This is a genomic window from Aeromonas sp. FDAARGOS 1403 (assembly GCF_019047325.1).
Lineage (GTDB): Bacteria > Pseudomonadota > Gammaproteobacteria > Enterobacterales > Aeromonadaceae > Aeromonas > Aeromonas dhakensis.
Map to the genome: position 1 here is coordinate 542,501 of NZ_CP077249.1, position 17,078 is coordinate 559,578.

15 protein-coding genes (1 of these 15 cut by a window edge) are annotated in these 17,078 nt (G+C 56.3%); all 15 read right to left on the reverse strand.

The window, feature by feature from the left end; all coding sequences use genetic code 11:
• Positions 1-268 carry the start of an elongation factor Tu gene (tuf, locus tag I6L33_RS02680; RefSeq protein WP_005306325.1) on the reverse strand. The gene continues 917 nt to the left of window position 1, outside the view, so the window shows 268 of its 1,185 coding nt (coding positions 1-268); its start codon is at positions 266-268; the stop codon falls past the left edge of the window.
• Between the two features lie 54 nt (positions 269-322).
• Positions 323-2,428: an elongation factor G gene (gene fusA / locus I6L33_RS02685; protein WP_005306261.1), complete on the reverse strand. Its 2,106-nt coding sequence runs from the start codon at positions 2,426-2,428 to the stop codon at positions 323-325.
• A gap of 75 nt (positions 2,429-2,503) precedes the next feature.
• The gene (gene rpsG, locus I6L33_RS02690) at positions 2,504-2,974 is read right to left on the reverse strand and encodes a 30S ribosomal protein S7 (RefSeq protein ID WP_005306266.1); all 471 of its coding nucleotides are present in this window, start codon (positions 2,972-2,974) and stop codon (positions 2,504-2,506) included.
• 93 nt (positions 2,975-3,067) lie between these two features.
• A complete protein-coding gene (gene rpsL / locus I6L33_RS02695; RefSeq protein WP_005306278.1) occupies positions 3,068-3,442 on the reverse strand; it encodes a 30S ribosomal protein S12 in 375 nt (124 codons plus the stop codon).
• 183 nt (positions 3,443-3,625) lie between these two features.
• Complete coding sequence (tusB, locus tag I6L33_RS02700; RefSeq protein WP_017788704.1) at positions 3,626-3,904, reverse strand: sulfurtransferase complex subunit TusB; 279 nt, start codon at positions 3,902-3,904, stop codon at positions 3,626-3,628.
• Between the two features lie 7 nt (positions 3,905-3,911).
• Positions 3,912-4,268 (reverse strand): sulfurtransferase complex subunit TusC, encoded by a 357-nt coding sequence (gene tusC, locus I6L33_RS02705; RefSeq protein WP_216973504.1) that lies wholly within the window; start codon positions 4,266-4,268, stop codon positions 3,912-3,914.
• A gap of 8 nt (positions 4,269-4,276) precedes the next feature.
• The gene (gene tusD, locus I6L33_RS02710; protein ID WP_017765117.1) at positions 4,277-4,669 is read right to left on the reverse strand and encodes a sulfurtransferase complex subunit TusD; all 393 of its coding nucleotides are present in this window, start codon (positions 4,667-4,669) and stop codon (positions 4,277-4,279) included.
• An 86-nt stretch (positions 4,670-4,755) separates the two neighbouring features.
• The gene (locus tag I6L33_RS02715; RefSeq protein ID WP_208201547.1) at positions 4,756-5,136 is read right to left on the reverse strand and encodes a RidA family protein; all 381 of its coding nucleotides are present in this window, start codon (positions 5,134-5,136) and stop codon (positions 4,756-4,758) included.
• A 25-nt stretch (positions 5,137-5,161) separates the two neighbouring features.
• Positions 5,162-5,878, reverse strand: coding sequence for a transcriptional regulator (locus tag I6L33_RS02720; protein WP_005306294.1), 717 nt, complete (start codon positions 5,876-5,878; stop codon positions 5,162-5,164).
• 197 nt (positions 5,879-6,075) lie between these two features.
• Positions 6,076-10,380 (reverse strand): DNA-directed RNA polymerase subunit beta', encoded by a 4,305-nt coding sequence (gene rpoC / locus I6L33_RS02725; protein WP_005306298.1) that lies wholly within the window; start codon positions 10,378-10,380, stop codon positions 6,076-6,078.
• 80 nt (positions 10,381-10,460) lie between these two features.
• Positions 10,461-14,489, reverse strand: a complete 4,029-nt coding sequence (rpoB, locus tag I6L33_RS02730; RefSeq protein WP_010635847.1) for a DNA-directed RNA polymerase subunit beta — start codon at positions 14,487-14,489, stop codon at positions 10,461-10,463.
• Between the two features lie 224 nt (positions 14,490-14,713).
• Positions 14,714-15,079 carry a 50S ribosomal protein L7/L12 gene (gene rplL / locus I6L33_RS02735; RefSeq protein WP_005306304.1) on the reverse strand — a complete coding sequence of 122 codons (366 nt, stop codon included), beginning with the start codon at positions 15,077-15,079 and terminating at the stop codon, positions 14,714-14,716.
• 51 nt (positions 15,080-15,130) lie between these two features.
• Entirely contained in the window at positions 15,131-15,631 is a 501-nt protein-coding gene (gene rplJ, locus I6L33_RS02740; RefSeq protein WP_005306307.1) for a 50S ribosomal protein L10, read from the reverse strand.
• Between the two features lie 256 nt (positions 15,632-15,887).
• The gene (gene rplA / locus I6L33_RS02745) at positions 15,888-16,589 is read right to left on the reverse strand and encodes a 50S ribosomal protein L1 (protein ID WP_005306309.1); all 702 of its coding nucleotides are present in this window, start codon (positions 16,587-16,589) and stop codon (positions 15,888-15,890) included.
• Between the two features lie 4 nt (positions 16,590-16,593).
• Positions 16,594-17,022: a 50S ribosomal protein L11 gene (gene rplK, locus I6L33_RS02750; RefSeq protein WP_005306313.1), complete on the reverse strand. Its 429-nt coding sequence runs from the start codon at positions 17,020-17,022 to the stop codon at positions 16,594-16,596.
• Positions 17,023-17,078 lie beyond the last annotated feature (56 nt).

Consider the following 17,078-nt stretch of genomic DNA (forward strand, 5'->3'; position numbering starts at 1 on the left):
TAACGTAGTCGGCGTGACCCGGGCAGTCTACGTGGGCGTAGTGACGGGTAGCGGTGTCGTATTCTACGTGGGAGGTGTTGATGGTGATACCACGCTCACGCTCTTCCGGCGCCTTGTCGATCTGGTCGAAGGCGAAAGCTTTACCACCGAAGTGCTTGGCCAGCACGTTGGTGATGGCGGCGGTCAGGGTGGTTTTACCGTGGTCAACGTGGCCGATGGTGCCGACGTTTACGTGCGGTTTATTACGCTCAAATTTTTCTTTAGACACGACGTAGTCCTTCTAGGTTAAACCCGCCTACCGTCGTAGGCGGGGAATCTTAAATTACTTGGATTTGCGCTCTTCGATCACGGCCTGGGCGACGTTGGTCGGGGCATCGTGATACTTGGCGAATTCCATGGCGTAGGAAGCACGACCCTGGGTAGCAGAACGCAGGGAGGTAGCGTAACCGAACATTTCGGCCAGCGGCACCAGAGCACGTACGATCTTGCCGGACGGGCCATCTTCCATGCCTTCGATCAGGCCGCGACGACGGTTCAGGTCACCGATAACGTCGCCCATGTAGTCTTCCGGAGTCTCGACTTCGACCTTCATGATCGGCTCGAGCAGTACCGGGTTGGCCTTCATGAAGCCAGCCTTGAACGCCAGAGAAGCAGCGATCTTGAACGCCAGTTCGGAAGAGTCGACATCGTGGTAAGAACCGAAGTGCAGACGCACGCCCAGATCCATTACCGGATAGCCTGCCAGCGGGCCGGACTTCAGCTGCTCGCGGATACCCTTGTCAACACCCGGGATGAATTCGCCCGGAATGACGCCACCCTTGATGTCATTGACGAACTCGTAGGCTTTGCCTTCTTCCAGCGGGTACATGTCGATAACGACGTGACCGTACTGACCACGACCACCGGACTGCTTGGCGTGCTTACCTTCGATATCCTTGACAGTGTTACGAATGGTTTCACGGTAGGCAACCTGCGGCTTACCTACGTTCGCTTCTACCTTGAACTCGCGACGCATACGGTCAACGATGATGTCCAGGTGCAGCTCACCCATACCGGCGATGATGGTTTGGCCAGATTCTTCGTCGGTCCATACGCGGAAGGACGGATCTTCCTGAGCCAGACGGCCCAGAGCCAGACCCATCTTCTCCTGGTCGGCCTTGGATTTCGGCTCAACGGCGATGGAGATTACCGGCTCCGGGAATTCCATACGCTCCAGGATGATCGGTGCGTTCTCGTCACACAGGGTATCACCGGTGGTGACGTCCTTCAGGCCGATGGCAGCAGCGATGTCGCCTGCGCGAACTTCTTTGATCTCTTCACGCTTGTTGGCGTGCATCTGAACGATACGGCCAAAACGCTCGCGCTTCTCTTTAACGGAGTTCAGCACGGAGTCACCGGAGTTAACCACACCGGAGTAAACGCGGAAGAAGGTCAGGTTGCCCACGAACGGGTCGGTAGCAATCTTGAACGCCAGAGCAGAGAACGGCTCGTCATCGGAAGCGTGACGCTCGTCTTTGGTCTCGCCATCCAGCTTCAGACCGTCGATCGCAGCAACGTCGGTCGGCGCCGGCAGATACTCGATCACGGCATCCAGCATGGCCTGTACGCCCTTGTTCTTGAACGCGGAGCCACAGGTAACCAGGATGATTTCGTTGTTCAGAACGCGCTGACGAAGAGCTTTCTTGATCTCTTCCTCGGTCAGTTCTTCACCACCCAGGTATTTTTCCATCAGGTCTTCAGACGCTTCAGCAGCGGCTTCAACCAGGTTCATGCGCATTTCTTGCGCCTGTTCCAGCAGCTCGGCCGGCACGTCTTCGTAATCGAAGGAAACGCCCTGGTCAGCTTCGCTCCAGTTGATGGCTTTCATCTTGACCAGATCGATAACGCCCTTGAAGTTCTCTTCTGAACCGATGTTCAGTTGCAGCGGAACCGGGTTACCTTTCAGACGGGTCTTGATGTGCTCAACGCAGCGCAGGAAGTTGGCACCGGTACGGTCCATCTTGTTGACGAACGCGATACGGGGAACCTTGTACTTGTTAGCCTGACGCCATACGGTCTCAGACTGGGGCTGTACGCCACCTACGGCACAGTACACCATCACGGCGCCATCCAGAACACGCATGGAGCGCTCTACTTCGATAGTAAAGTCAACGTGGCCCGGGGTATCGATGATGTTGATACGGTGCGGTTGGAACTGTTTACCCATACCGGACCAGAAAGCGGTGGTCGCGGCGGAGGTGATGGTGATACCACGCTCTTGTTCCTGTTCCATCCAGTCCATGGTGGCAGCGCCATCGTGAACTTCACCGATCTTGTGACTTACACCGGTGTAAAACAGAACGCGCTCGGTAGTAGTAGTCTTACCGGCGTCGATGTGAGCGGAGATACCGATATTACGATAACGCTCAATGGGGGTTGTACGAGCCATTGTCATCCTCTTACTAGGGCACTTGTCCCCAGATAATTGAAGGTGCGCAGAGCCAAAAGACCCTGCGCAAGCGGATTACCAGCGGAAGTGAGCGAAGGCCTTGTTCGCTTCAGCCATACGGTGAACGTCTTCACGTTTCTTGACAGACGAACCCTTATTGTCAGCGGCATCCAGCAGCTCGCCAGCCAAACGCTGAGCCATTGATTTTTCACCACGTTTACGAGCGGCATCAACCAACCAGCGCATTGCCAGGGCATTGCGACGAACCGGACGAACTTCTACCGGTACCTGATAGGTTGCACCACCGACACGACGAGATTTAACCTCGACGGCCGGACGAATGTTGTCCAGGGCTTCTTCGAATACGGCCAGGTGCTCTTTGCCAGTCTTGGTGGCAATGATGTCCAGCGCGCCATATACGATGGCTTCGGAAACAGATTTCTTACCGTCAACCATTACTACGTTGACGAATTTAGCCAGCAGCTCTGATCCGAACTTGGGATCCGGCAGGATTTTACGCTGACCAACAACACGACGTCTTGGCATTTCAAATTCTCCGTAACTTCAGGGGTTACCCAAAACTAGAAAGTTATCTAACTAGAAACGAATTAACGTTTGGCCTTACTTAACGGAGAACCATTAAGCTTTCGGACGCTTCACGCCGTACTTGGAGCGAGCCTGCTTACGGTCTTTAACACCGGCACAGTCCAACGCACCACGAACGGTGTGGTAACGAACACCTGGCAAGTCTTTTACACGACCGCCACGGATCAGAACAACAGAGTGCTCTTGCAGGTTGTGACCTTCACCACCGATGTAGGAGGTGACTTCGAAGCCGTTGGTCAGACGTACACGGCACACTTTACGCAGTGCAGAGTTAGGCTTCTTCGGGGTGGTGGTGTATACACGAGTGCACACGCCACGCTTCTGAGGGCACGCTTCCAGCGCCGGCACGTTGCTTTTCACAACGAGCTTGATGCGTGGCTTGCGAACCAACTGGTTAATAGTTGCCATCAAAAGGCTCCTGATAATGACTTCATAAACATGTGAAAAATCCTCCCCGCAGATACGGGGACGCGAAATTTTATGCCCTGTTGTCAAGGGAGTCAAGATTTATACAATCCGTGTCGGGAAAGGCACGGCAGAATGTGTGTAAAGGCTCGGTAAGTCACTGAAATTATTTTATAAAAACAGTTTCTAGCCACCCCAGGTCTGCGGTGAGCCTTTTTCGGCGATCAGCGCGACCAGGTCGGCCATCTCCAGATCCATCCCGATCCGTGACTGCAACCCCCTCGCCTGCAGGTCCTCCCGCATCACGTAGAGCGGTACGCCTGTCAGCCGCTCGCTCCACAACGGGGCCGTTGCCGCGACGACGGCGTCCTGCATCAGCACCAACACATCCTCCGGCTGGCGATAGGCCAGTGCCTGCTCCAGCTCCCGGCTCTGGAAGGGAGACGTCAGTATCAGCTGTATCATGGCTACCTCAAAAACAGATGTGGGTGCTGCAGTCGCCCCACTGGCGACGAATGTCGGATCGGGAGAGACCGGTCACCGGGATCAGCAGATCCTCAGGGGTCAGCCCCCGTTCCGCCAACGAGTCGGTACACACATAGACCTCTTCGATGTCGTACAGCTCGAGCATCTTGAAGGTCGGCGCATAATGACGCTGCAAGATGGCCTGTGGCTGCTGGTCCTTGAGCAGTTGCAGCACGCCGTCCTCGATGAGATACAGCGCCAGCGACTCCGTCATGGCAGAGGTGGCCAGCAGGGCGTCGAGACCTTCCCGGCCAGCCGCAGTACCATGAGGCCCGCGCCGGCAAATGAACGCTATCTTGTGCATGCTTCCCCCTAGAACTGGACAAAGCGATCGGCGGTCAGGCTGGCTTCCGCCAGCTGGCCCAACCCGCTCAGGCAAAAGGGCGCTTCCAGATTGAACTGCGCTCTGCCCATCCCCTTGGCTTCCTGCTCATCCAGTACACCACGACGCATGGCCGCCGCCACGCACACGTCGATACGGATCCCCTGCTGGATGGCGAGCTCGCGCCACAGGGCGACCAGGTTGCTCTCATCGGAGGCGGGAGCATGCAGACCGTTGCCGTTGCAGACCCCATCCTGATAGAAAAACAGGTGAGACAGTCGATGACCCTGTTCGATGACGCTCAGGGCAAAGCGATAGGCCGTGCTGGCCGACTGGGTACCATAGGCCGGCCCTGTCACCAGCAAGGCGAAATTGAGACTCATATCCGGACTCCTGCGCATGTATCAGCCCATTCTACGCCAAATACGAAAAAGCCCCTCCTGGGAGGGGCTCTTCGTACCGCCTTGGATCAGACGTAAGCGATGGCTTCGACTTCAACCAGCACGTCCTTGGGCAGGCGCGCCACTTCCACGCAGGAGCGAGCCGGGGCCGATTCACCGAAGTAACGGGCATAAACCTGGTTGAAGGCAACAAAGTTGTTCATGTCGCTGAGGAAACAGGTGGTCTTCAGCACCTTGCTGGTGTCGGCACCCGCTGCCTTCAATACTGCAACCAGGTTCATCATAACCTGCTCGGCCTGAGCCTCGATGCCGCCAGCCACGATCTCCATGGTGGCCGGATCGAGCGGGATCTGCCCGGAGGTGAAGACCAGCTCGCCCAGTTTGGTGGCCTGAACATATGGACCAATTGCGGCAGGAGCCTTGTCGGTTGCAATAACTTCTTTAGCCATTCTTGTCTATCCCCTTCTATGGCGCTTATTCGTTTTCGTCTTCACCCTGCTTGCGCTGTCGGATGTACAGATAAACGGTGTGTTTGGAAATATTCAGTTTGTCGGCGACCAGGTTGATCGAGTCCTTGATATCAAATATGCCCTTCTCGAACAACTGGGTCACGATAAACCTGTTTTTGGCATTGTTGGCGACGGTCGGATCGCGGTTGATTTCGTCGATGGTATTGTCCACCGTCTGGGCAACCAGCTCTTCCACACTGTTGGCAAAGGTCTCCGGCGACTGACGCTCGACTTGTTGCGGCGTCGGGAAGAATTCGGCGACAAACTCGTGAAAAGGCGCATTGATGTGCAGGTTGATACAGATAAGGCCGATCACCTGCTTGTCACTGTTCCTGATGGCGATGGTGCTCGACTTCATCAGGGCGCCGGTGCGGCTGCGAGCAAAATAGCTCTGGGTGTAATCCTGGCCGGTATTCTCTATGTCCTTGAGCATACGCAGCGCGAGATCGGTAATGGGGGCCCCCTCATTACGTCCCGTATTGAACCCGTTGGCAATCTTGATCACGGACTCGTGCAGATTTTCCAGGGAGTGGAGCACCACTTCACAGTGCTTGCCGAACAGCTCAGCCAAGCCGTCGATAAGCCCATCGTATGAGCGCAACAATTCCCTGTCTTCGTCTGTAAAAGTGCGACCGATCAGTTGCTCTTCGGGAAGCATCACTTCCTCGATACCGACAGTCATGTTCTACCCCTGTAATACCCATTCAACTTTCCCGAGTTTTCAGTTGCGAGGGTTCAATGTCAACTTTTTTTGATTTTTTACTCCGCAACCTTGCTCTGGATCATCCGAATATCCGCGTGGCATCAGGCTTTGCCGAGAAAACAGCCAATAAAAAGGGCCCCATAAAGGGGCCCTTTTTCAATCACTGCAGCAGAAGATTACTCTTCGTCAAAGCTGCCGGCTGCGTTGAGCAGATCCGCCAGGTTTTGCTGAGCTTCATCGGCAGTCACCTGCGGTGCGGCAACGGCACGAGCGGCTGCGGCACGCTGGTTGATCCGGCTGTGGTGGTAGGCAAAGCCGGTACCAGCCGGGATCAGACGACCCACGATCACGTTCTCTTTCAGGCCACGCAGTTCGTCGCGCTTGCCGCCAACGGCAGCTTCGGTCAGAACGCGGGTGGTTTCCTGGAAGGAAGCCGCGGAGATGAAGGACTCGGTGCTCAGAGATGCCTTGGTAATACCCATCAGGATGTGACGGTAGGTGGCCGGGGTCTTGCCCTCAGCAACCAGCTTACGGTTGGCAATCTTCACGCGAGCCACTTCAACCTGTTCGCCTTCGATCAGGTCGGTGTCGCCAGCAGTCAGGATCTCGCACTTGCGCAGCATCTGACGAACGATGACTTCGATGTGCTTGTCGTTGATCTTAACGCCTTGCAGACGGTAAACGTCCTGCACTTCGTTGGCGATGTAGTTGGCGACCGGGCTGATACCGCGCAGACGCAGGATGTCGTGAGCAGACTCAGGACCGTCCGCCAGCACTTCACCCTTCTCAACTTTTTCACCTTCGAACACGTTCAGGTTACGCCACTTCGGAATCATCTCCTCGTAGACGTCGCCACCATCGGTCGGGGTGATGACCAGACGGCGTTTGCCCTTGGTTTCTTTCCCGAAGGAGATGGTACCGGAGATCTCGGCCAGGATGGCCGGCTCTTTCGGTTGACGTGCTTCGAACAGATCCGCAACGCGCGGCAGACCACCGGTGATGTCCTTGGTACCGCCGGACTCTTGCGGGATACGCGCTACCGCGTCACCCACGCCCACGTTGGCACCATCTTCCAGGTTCACGATCGCCTTGCCCGGCAGGAAGTACTGGGCGGCTACATCGGTACCCGGGATCATCACATCCTTGCCGTTCAGGTCGACCAGTTTCACGGTCGGACGCATCTCTTTACCGGCGCTCGGACGCTCGTTGACATCCAGCACGACGATGGAGGAGAGACCGGTCAGTTCGTCGGTCTGACGAGTAATGGTCACGCCGTCGATCATGTGTTCGAAGTGCAGGCGACCCGCCACTTCGGTGATGATCGGGTGAGTGTGCGGATCCCAGTTGGCGACGGTTTCACCGGCGCTCACGGCCTGGCCATCCTTCACTTCCAGCACGGCACCGTAAGGCAGCTTGTGGCTTTCCTTGGTACGGCCCATCTCGTCCATGATGGTCAGTTCGGTAGAACGAGAGGTGATAACCAGTTTGTCGTCGCTGTTGTGAACGAACTTGGCGTTCTGCAGCTTGATGCTACCGGTGTTCTTGACCTGGATGCTGCTCTCGGCAGCGGCACGGGATGCGGCACCACCGATGTGGAAGGTACGCATCGTCAGCTGGGTACCCGGTTCACCGATGGACTGGGCGGCGATAACACCGACAGCCTCACCCTTGTTAACCAGGTGACCACGGGCCAGATCACGGCCGTAGCAGTGAGCACAGTTACCGAAGTCGGTCTCACAGGTGATGGCAGAACGTACCTTCACGCGGTCGACGGAGTTGCGCTCCAGCAGGTCACACAGCTGCTCGTCGAGCAGAGTGTTGCGTGCTACCAGCACTTCATCTTCGGTACCCGGCTTGATCACGTCATCGGCAACCACACGGCCCAGTACGCGCTCGCGCAGCGGCTCGACCACGTCGCCACCCTCGATCAGCGGAGTCATCCACAGACCTTCGGTAGTGCCGCAATCGTCCTCGGTGATCACCATGTCCTGTGCAACGTCTACCAGACGACGAGTCAGGTAACCGGAGTTCGCTGTCTTCAGTGCAGTATCCGCCAGACCCTTACGAGCACCGTGAGTGGAGATGAAGTACTGCAGTACGTTCAGACCTTCGCGGAAGTTCGCCACGATCGGCGTCTCGATGATGGAGCCATCCGGCTTGGCCATCAGGCCACGCATACCGGCCAGCTGACGAATCTGGGCTGCGGAACCCCGCGCACCGGAGTCGGCCATCATGAAGATGCTGTTGAACGAGGCTTGCTCTTCTTCTTCACCCAGCGAGTTGACGTTACGCTCTTTGGACAAGTTCTCCATCATGGCCTTGGATACACGCTCGTTGGCGCTGGCCCAGATGTCGATAACCTTGTTGTAACGTTCGCCCGCGGTCACCAGACCGGACAGGAACTGGTCCTGGATCTCGGCGACTTCGGCTTCGGCAGAAGCGATGATGTCCTTCTTGGCATCCGGGATGACCATGTCATCGATACCAACGGACGCACCGGACAGGGCCGCATAGTGGAAACCGGTATACATCAGCTGGTCAGCGAAGATAACGGTGTCCTTCAGGCCCTGCTTGCGATAGCAGGTGTTCAGCAGACGAGAGATCAGCTTCTTGCCCAGCGCCTTGTTGGAGACGCACTTGATCCAGTTCTGCGGGTTGGCATCCAGATCAGCCTGTTCGGCGGCAGTCAGCACCTTCGGCTCGTCGATCAGGGCGTATTCCATGCCTTTCGGCAGGATCAGGCTCAGGATCGCACGACCAACGGTGGTGTTCTTCATCTCGGTCTTGGCAACCAGTTCACCGGCTTCGTTCTTCACGTACTCGGTGATGCGGCACTTGACGCGCGCATGCAGGTCGGCCAGGCCGGCACGGTAAACCTTCTCGGCCTCTTTCGGACCGGACAGCACCATACCTTCGCCCTTGGCGGCGATACGGGCACGGGTCATGTAGTACAGACCCAAGACCACGTCCTGAGACGGAACGATGATCGGCTCACCGGAGGCAGGCGACAGGATGTTGTTGGTGGACATCATCAGGGCGCGCGCTTCCAGCTGGGCTTCCAGGGTCAGCGGTACGTGGACCGCCATCTGGTCACCGTCGAAGTCCGCGTTATAGGCGGCACAGACGAGCGGGTGCAGCTGGATGGCCTTGCCTTCGATCAGGGTCGGCTCGAACGCCTGGATACCCAGACGGTGCAGAGTCGGTGCACGGTTCAGCAGGACCGGGTGTTCGCGGATCACTTCGTCCAGGATGTCCCAAACGACAGCTTCTTCGCGCTCAACCATCTTCTTGGCGGCCTTGATAGTGGTCGCCAGGCCGCGAGTTTCCAGCTTGCCATAGATGAAGGGCTTGAACAGTTCCAGCGCCATCTTCTTCGGCAGACCGCACTGATGCAGGCGCAGGGTCGGACCGACGGTGATAACGGAACGACCGGAGTAGTCGACACGCTTACCGAGCAGGTTCTGACGGAAACGACCTTGCTTACCCTTGATCATGTCGGCCAAGGATTTCAGCGGGCGCTTGTTGGAGCCAGTGATGGCACGGCCACGACGACCGTTGTCCAGCAGGGCATCCACGGACTCTTGCAGCATGCGCTTTTCGTTGCGCACGATGATGTCCGGTGCAGCCAGATCCAGCAGACGCTTCAGACGGTTGTTACGGTTGATCACGCGACGGTACAGATCGTTCAGATCGGAGGTCGCGAAACGGCCGCCGTCCAGCGGTACCAGCGGACGCAGGTCCGGCGGCAGCACAGGCAGCACTGTCATGATCATCCACTCCGGCTTGTTGCCGGACTGCAGGAAGGCTTCCATCAGCTTCAGACGCTTGGTGGTCTTCTTGCGCTTGGTCTCGGAGTTGGTCTGATCCAGCTCTTCGCGCATGGTGCGCACTTCGCCTTCCAGATCGATGGCGCGCAGCAATGCCAGGATTGCTTCGGCACCCATCTTGGCGTCGAATTCGTCGCCCCACTCTTCCAGTGCGTCCAGGTACTGCTCTTCGGACAGCATCTGGCTGCGCTCGAGGTTGGTCATGCCGGGTTCGATCACTACATAGGATTCGAAATACAGCACGCGCTCGATGTCACGCAGGGTCATGTCCAGCAGCAGGCCGATACGGGACGGCAGGGACTTCAGGAACCAGATGTGGGCAGTCGGGCTGGCCAGTTCGATGTGGCCCATACGCTCACGACGGACCTTGGTCTGGGTCACTTCTACGCCGCACTTCTCACAGATCACACCACGGTGTTTCAGGCGCTTGTACTTGCCGCACAGACACTCGTAGTCCTTCACCGGTCCGAAGATACGGGCGCAGAACAGACCATCACGCTCCGGCTTGAAAGTCCGGTAGTTGATGGTCTCAGGCTTTTTGACCTCACCGAATGACCAGGAGCGGATCATGTCAGGAGAGGCCAGACCGATCTTGATACTGTCAAACTCTTCGGTCTTGGTCTGAGCCTTCAAAAACTTGAGTAAGTCTTTCACGTGTTTCCCCTGTCAGGAGTCTAACCTCGGCGCCCCTCTCGGGGCGCCCACGTCAATTCTCGAACAATAAGAGCGAGCTCTTACTCTTCGTCCAGCTCGATGTTGATACCCAGAGAGCGGATTTCCTTCAGCAATACGTTGAAGGATTCGGGCATGCCCGGCTCCATACGGTGGTCGCCATCCACGATGTTCTTGTACATCTTGGTACGGCCATTCACATCGTCAGACTTGACGGTCAGCATCTCCTGCAGGGTATATGCCGCACCGTAAGCCTCCAGGGCCCACACTTCCATCTCACCGAAACGCTGACCACCGAACTGCGCCTTACCACCCAGCGGCTGCTGGGTAACCAGGCTGTAGGAGCCGGTAGAACGCGCGTGCATCTTGTCGTCTACCAGGTGGTTCAGCTTCAGCATGTACATGTAACCCACGGTGACCTTACGCTCGAAGGCGTTACCGGTACGACCGTCGAACAGGGCGATCTGACCGGATTCCGGCAGGTCGGCCAGCTTCAGCAGGGCCTTGATTTCACGCTCTTTGGCGCCATCAAATACCGGAGTTGCCACCGGCAGACCCTTGCGCAGGTTACCGACCAGGGTACGTACGTCGTCGTCGGACAGCTCGGCCACGTTCACTTGCTGGGTGTCTTTCTCGCCCAGGTCATAGACCTGTTGCAGGAAGTCACGCATCTCGTGCAGTTCGCGCTGTTCCTTGACCATGCGGTCGATCTTCTCGCCGATACCCTTGGCCGCGAGGCCCAGGTGCACTTCGAGGATCTGACCGATGTTCATACGGGACGGTACGCCCAACGGGTTCAGAACGATGTCGACCGGACGGCCGTACTCGTCATGGGGCATATCCTCGACCGGGCAGATCTTGGAGATAACACCCTTGTTACCGTGACGACCCGCCATCTTGTCACCCGGCTGGATGCGACGCTTGACGGCCAGATAGACCTTGACGATCTTCAGTACGCCCGGCGCCAGGTCATCGCCCTGGATGATCTTGCGACGCTTGTTCTCGAATTTCTTGTCGAACTCGGCCTTCAGCTCAACGTGCTGTTCAGCGATCTGTTCCAGCTCGATTTGCTTGGCTTCATCTTCGATGGCCAGTTCAAACCACTTGGAGCGATCGAGCTTGTTCAGACGGTCTTCGCTGTAACCGGCGGCCAGCAGCAGGTTGCGGGAGCGGCCGAAAATGCCGTCTTCCAGGATCTTGAACTCTTCGGTCAAGTCCTTCTTCGCTTCCTTCAGCTGCATCTCTTCGATTTCTTTGGCGCGCTTGTCTTTTTCCACGCCATCGCGGGTAAAGACCTGCACGTCAACCACGGTACCGTACACACCGTTCGGCACACGCAGGGAAGAGTCCTTCACGTCGGACGCCTTCTCACCGAAGATGGCGCGCAGCAGCTTCTCTTCCGGGGTCAGCTGGGTTTCACCTTTCGGGGTCACCTTGCCGACCAGAATGTCGCCGCCCTTCACTTCCGCACCCACGTAGACGATACCGGACTCGTCCAGCTTGGACAGAGCGGCTTCACCCACGTTCGGGATGTCGGCAGTGATCTCTTCCGGACCCAGCTTGGTGTCACGGGAGATACAGGCCAGTTCCTGGATGTGAATGGTGGTCAGGCGGTCTTCCTGAACAACACGCTCGTTCACCAGGATCGAGTCTTCGAAGTTGTAACCGTTCCACGGCATGAACGCGACGCGCAGGTTCTGACCCAGCGCCAGTTCACCCAGATCGGTGGACGGGCCGTCAGCCAGTACGTCGCCCGCCATTACCGGCTCGCCCAACATCACGCACGGACGCTGGTTGATACAGGTGTTCTGGTTGGAACGGGTGTATTTGGTCAGGCTGTAGATGTCGATGCCGGCTTCGCCAGGCAGCAGCTCATCTTCGTTGACCTTGATAACGATACGGGAGGCATCGACGTAGTCGATCATACCGCCACGCTTGGCCACTACGGTAACACCGGAGTCAACGGCAACTGCGCGTTCCATACCGGTACCAACCAGCGGCTTATCGGCGCGCAGAGTCGGTACAGCCTGACGTTGCATGTTTGAACCCATCAATGCGCGGTTCGCGTCATCGTGTTCCAGGAACGGGATCAGGGCCGCTGCCACAGAGACGATCTGTTGCGGGCTCACGTCCATATACTGGATCTGGTCGGCGTTCATAAAGGTGGATTCACCTTTGTGACGGCACGGGATCAATTCATCTTTCAGACGGCCATCTTCGGTGGTCGCGGCGTTAGCCTGTGCGATCACGTACTTGCCTTCTTCAATAGCAGACAGATAGTCCACTTCGTCGGTGATCACACCGTCAATGACCTTGCGGTACGGGGTCTCGAGGAAACCGTACTCGTTGGTACGAGAGTACACGGACAAGGAGTTGATCAGACCGATGTTCGGACCTTCAGGAGTCTCGATGGGGCACAGACGACCGTAGTGGGTCGGGTGTACGTCTCGAACTTCAAAGCCGGCACGCTCACGAGTCAAACCGCCCGGGCCCAGCGCGGAGATACGGCGCTTGTGGGTTACTTCGGACAGCGGGTTATTCTGGTCCATGAACTGGGACAGCTGGCTGGAACCAAAGAACTCTTTGACTGCGGCGGAGATCGGCTTGGCGTTGATCAGATCCTGCGGCATCAGGGTGTCCAGGTCGCCCAGGGAGAGACGCTCCTTGACCGCACGCTCGACACGCACCAGACCGACACGGAACTGGTTCTCGGCCATTTCACCGACAGAACGGATACGACGGTTGCCCAGGTGGTCGATATCGTCCACTTCGTCGTTACCGTTACGGATGTCGATCAGGCGCTTCATCACATCGACGATGTCGTCTTTGGTCAGGGTGCCCACGCCGGTCTCGTCTTCACGAGCCAGACGGCGGTTGAACTTCATCCGACCTACGGTAGACAGGTCGTAACGCTCGGAAGAGAAGAACAGGTTCTCGAACAGCTGCTCTGCGGCTTCGCGAGTCGGCGGCTCACCCGGACGCATCATGCGATAGATCTCGACCAGGGCTTCCAGGCGGCTGGAGCTGGAGTCGATACGCAGGGTCTCGGACATGTAGGCACCGTGGTCCAGTTCGTTGGTGAACAGAACCTCGAAGTGCTTGAAGCCGGCTTGGGAGAGGTTGGCTACCGCTTCCAGGCTCAGCGCCTGGTTGGCAGTCACTACCATCTCGCCAGTTTGCGGATGTGCGTAGTCCTTGGCAGCAACTTTGCCAACAACATACTCAACCGGTACCTCAATCTGGGTAACGGAATCTTTTTCCAACTGACGGATGTGACGCGCAGTCACTCGACGACCGGTCTCAACCACCACGGCGCCATTGGCCACGATGTCAAAGGTCGCAGTTTCACCACGCAGGCGCTCCGGCACCAGATCCATCATCAGCTTGCCATCTTTGACTTCGAAACCGATGGTCTCGAAGAAGGTGGCCAGAATCTGTTCGGAACTGAAATCCAGGGCACGCAGAATAATGGATGCCGGCAGTTTGCGACGACGGTCGATACGGACAAACAGGTTGTCTTTCGCATCGAACTCGAAGTCCAGCCAGGAACCACGGTAGGGAATAACGCGAGCGTTATACAACACCTTACCGGATGAATGTGTTTTGCCTTTATCGTGGTCGAAGAAGACGCCCGGGCTGCGGTGCAGCTGGGAGACGATTACCCGCTCGGTACCATTGATGACAAAGGTGCCGTTCTCGGTCATGAGCGGAATTTCGCCCATGTATACTTCTTGTTCCTTGATGTCTTTGACGGTGCCGGCAGCTGCTTCACGGTCGTACAGAACCATACGAAGCTTGACACGCAGCGGCGCGGAGTAGGTCACTCCACGGATCTGGCATTCTTTTACGTCAAATACCGGCTCACCCAGGCGATAGCTGACATACTGAAGCTCAGCACTACCGGAGTAACTGGTGATCGGGAAAACGCTACGGAAAGCGGCCTCTAGGCCATATTCACCTTCCGGGTCAGCCTCGATGAACTGCTTGAAGGAGTCCAGCTGAATGGACAACAGATAAGGCGTGTCCAGTACCTGGTCTCGCTTACCGAAGTCCTTACGAATGCGTTTTTTTTCGGTATAAGAGTAAACCATAGGGTTCCTCAGCTCGCTGATAAGTGACCCACTCTGTCCCACGGGACAGCTCTGTCTCAACACCGTTTTGTGTTGGCCCGGACGAAAGAAAACAGTCCGGATTGCTGGTGCACCGAGAGTCGTAAACGGTGTGAAATGCTCTCAGTCTACAGCGCAAAAAGGCTGGTGAACAAAAATTCACCAGCCCTAGCCTGTTTTATCAGGCTAATCTACATAAATGCAGATTATTTGATCTCAACAGAAGCACCGGCAGCTTCCAGCTCTTTCTTCAGAGCTTCAGCTTCGTCCTTGGACACGCCTTCCTTCAGGTTAGCCGGGGCAGCTTCTACCAGATCTTTGGCTTCTTTCAGGCCCAGACCGGTAGCGCCACGAACGGCTTTGATAACGGCAACTTTGTTGGCGCCAGCAGCAGTCAGAACTACGTCGAACTCGGTCTTCTCTTCTACTGCTTCAGCAGCAGCCGGGCCGGCCATTACGGCAGCAGCGGCAGAAACACCGAACTTCTCTTCCATAGCTTCGATCAGCTCAACAACTTCCATTACGGACATGGAAGCAACGGCTTCGATGATTTGGTCTTTAGTGATAGACATGACAAAAATTCCTGATGTTGAATAAACTCAAACAGCCTAGATAGGCGAGAATCAAGCAGCAGCTTGTTTCTGGTCGCGAACAGCAGCGATAGTACGAACCAGCTTGCCAGCAGAGGCTTCCTTCATGGTAGCCATCAGCTTCGCAATTGCTTCTTCGTAAGTCGGCAGCGTGGCCAGACGATCAATTTGTGCTGCGGCGATAAACTCACCGTTAAAAGCGCCAGCCTTGATTTCGAACTTTTGGTTCGCTTTGGCAAACTCTTTGAACAGACGAGCGGCAGCGCCCGGGTGTTCGTTAGAGAAAGCAATCAAGGTAGGACCGGTAAATGCGTCGTTCAGGCACTCGTATTCGGTACCTTCTACCGCGCGACGCAGCAGGGTGTTACGCACAACGCGCATGTACACACCAGCTTCACGAGCGGTTTTACGCAGGACGGTCATCTTGTCTACAGTCACGCCGCGAGAATCGGCAATCACTGCAGAAAGAGCGCCTTTGGCAGCTTCGTTGACTTCAGCAACAATTGCCTTTTTGTCTTCGAGTCCCAATGCCATTGGCTTAACTCCTGGATTGAATCCGGGTCAATTGACCCAGTACTGACACATCCCCCCTACCTTTACAACAGAGGGGAACGATGCGGTAGCAGGATTCCAGAAGAGAAAGAATCTTTCTCGCTGGGTTTCCGGCACCGTCTACGCAGGAAGTATTAAGGCCTAGCGGCCTCCTGCGGTCTTGGACGGAGGTCGAAGCCCCCAACCAATCAAGGCGCAAAATTATAGATTAAATTTTGCGCCTTGTAAAATCCATCAATTAGGCCTGAGCTTCCAGAGTAGCTTGGTCTACGGCAACACCGGCACCCATAGTAGTGGAGATGCTTACCTTCTTGATGTACTGACCCTTGGCGGAGGACGGCTTGGCCTTTTTCAAGGCAACCAGCAGAGCTTCCAAGTTCTCTTTCAACTGAACTTCGTTGAAGGAAACTTTGCCCAGGGTAGTGTGAATGATACCGTTCTTGTCGTTACGGTAACGAACCTGACCAGCCTTGGCGTTCTTGACGGCTTCGGCTACGTTCGGGGTTACAGTACCAACTTTCGGGTTCGGCATCAGGCCGCGCGGGCCCAGGATTTGACCCAGTTGACCAACAACGCGCATGGCATCCGGGGATGCGATCACGACGTCGAAGTTCATCTCGCCTTTCTTGACCAGATCGGCCAGGTCATCCATGCCAACCAGTTCAGCACCGGCAGCTTTGGCAGCTTCGGCGTTGGCACCTTGGGTGAACACGGCTACGCGTACATCACGACCGGTACCGTGCGGCAGTACAGTAGCACCACGTACGTTCTGGTCAGATTTACGAGCATCGATACCCAGGTTAACGGCAACGTCAACGCTTTCAACGAACTTGGCGGTAGCCAGTTCTTTCAGCAGGGCAATGGCTTCGTTGATGGAGTACTCTTTGGTACCGTCAACTTTTTCGCGAATAACGCGCATACGCTTGGACAGTTTAGCCATTGTCTTACTCCTCCACTACCAGGCCCATGGAACGAGCGGAGCCGGCGATGCAACGTACTTTTGCATCCAGATCGGCACCGGTCATATCCGGCTCTTTGGTCTTGGCGATTTCTTGCAGCTGGGCAACAGTCACCTTACCAACCTTGTCTTTGTTCGGCTTGGCGGAACCAGACTGGATACCAGCGGCTTTCTTCAGCAGGAAGGAAGCGGGCGGAGTCTTGGTTTCGAAGGTGAAGGAACGGTCGCTGTAAACGGTGATCACGACCGGAGTCGGAGAACCTTTTTCCAGCTTCTCTGTACGAGCGTTGAACGCTTTACAGAATTCCATGATGTTAACACCGTGCTGACCCAGAGCAGGACCAACGGGAGGGCTGGGGTTAGCACTGCCAGCCTTAACTTGCAGCTTGATATAAGCTGTGACTTTCTTAGCCATTACAAAAATACCTCAGAAATGGGTTCTAACGCCTCGGAGACATGCTCCTGCAAACG

Bases quoted from the DNA above. Each gene is read 5' to 3' on its own strand.
- rplA (WP_005306309.1), bottom strand. From the start codon at position 16,589: ATGGCTAAACTGTCCAAGCGTATGCGCGTTATTCGCGAAAAAGTTGAC.
- rpoB (WP_010635847.1), bottom strand. From the start codon at position 14,489: ATGGTTTACTCTTATACCGAAAAAAAACGCATTCGTAAGGACTTCGGT.
- tusD (WP_017765117.1), bottom strand. From the start codon at position 4,669: ATGAGTCTCAATTTCGCCTTGCTGGTGACAGGGCCGGCCTATGGTACC.
- I6L33_RS02720 (WP_005306294.1), bottom strand. From the start codon at position 5,878: ATGACTGTCGGTATCGAGGAAGTGATGCTTCCCGAAGAGCAACTGATC.
- rplL (WP_005306304.1), bottom strand. From the start codon at position 15,079: ATGTCTATCACTAAAGACCAAATCATCGAAGCCGTTGCTTCCATGTCC.
- rpsG (WP_005306266.1), bottom strand. From the start codon at position 2,974: ATGCCAAGACGTCGTGTTGTTGGTCAGCGTAAAATCCTGCCGGATCCC.
- I6L33_RS02715 (WP_208201547.1), bottom strand. From the start codon at position 5,136: ATGGCTAAAGAAGTTATTGCAACCGACAAGGCTCCTGCCGCAATTGGT.
- rplK (WP_005306313.1), bottom strand. From the start codon at position 17,022: ATGGCTAAGAAAGTCACAGCTTATATCAAGCTGCAAGTTAAGGCTGGC.
- tusB (WP_017788704.1), bottom strand. From the start codon at position 3,904: ATGATACAGCTGATACTGACGTCTCCCTTCCAGAGCCGGGAGCTGGAG.
- rpsL (WP_005306278.1), bottom strand. From the start codon at position 3,442: ATGGCAACTATTAACCAGTTGGTTCGCAAGCCACGCATCAAGCTCGTT.
- tusC (WP_216973504.1), bottom strand. From the start codon at position 4,268: ATGCACAAGATAGCGTTCATTTGCCGGCGCGGGCCTCATGGTACTGCG.
- fusA (WP_005306261.1), bottom strand. From the start codon at position 2,428: ATGGCTCGTACAACCCCCATTGAGCGTTATCGTAATATCGGTATCTCC.
- rplJ (WP_005306307.1), bottom strand. From the start codon at position 15,631: ATGGCATTGGGACTCGAAGACAAAAAGGCAATTGTTGCTGAAGTCAAC.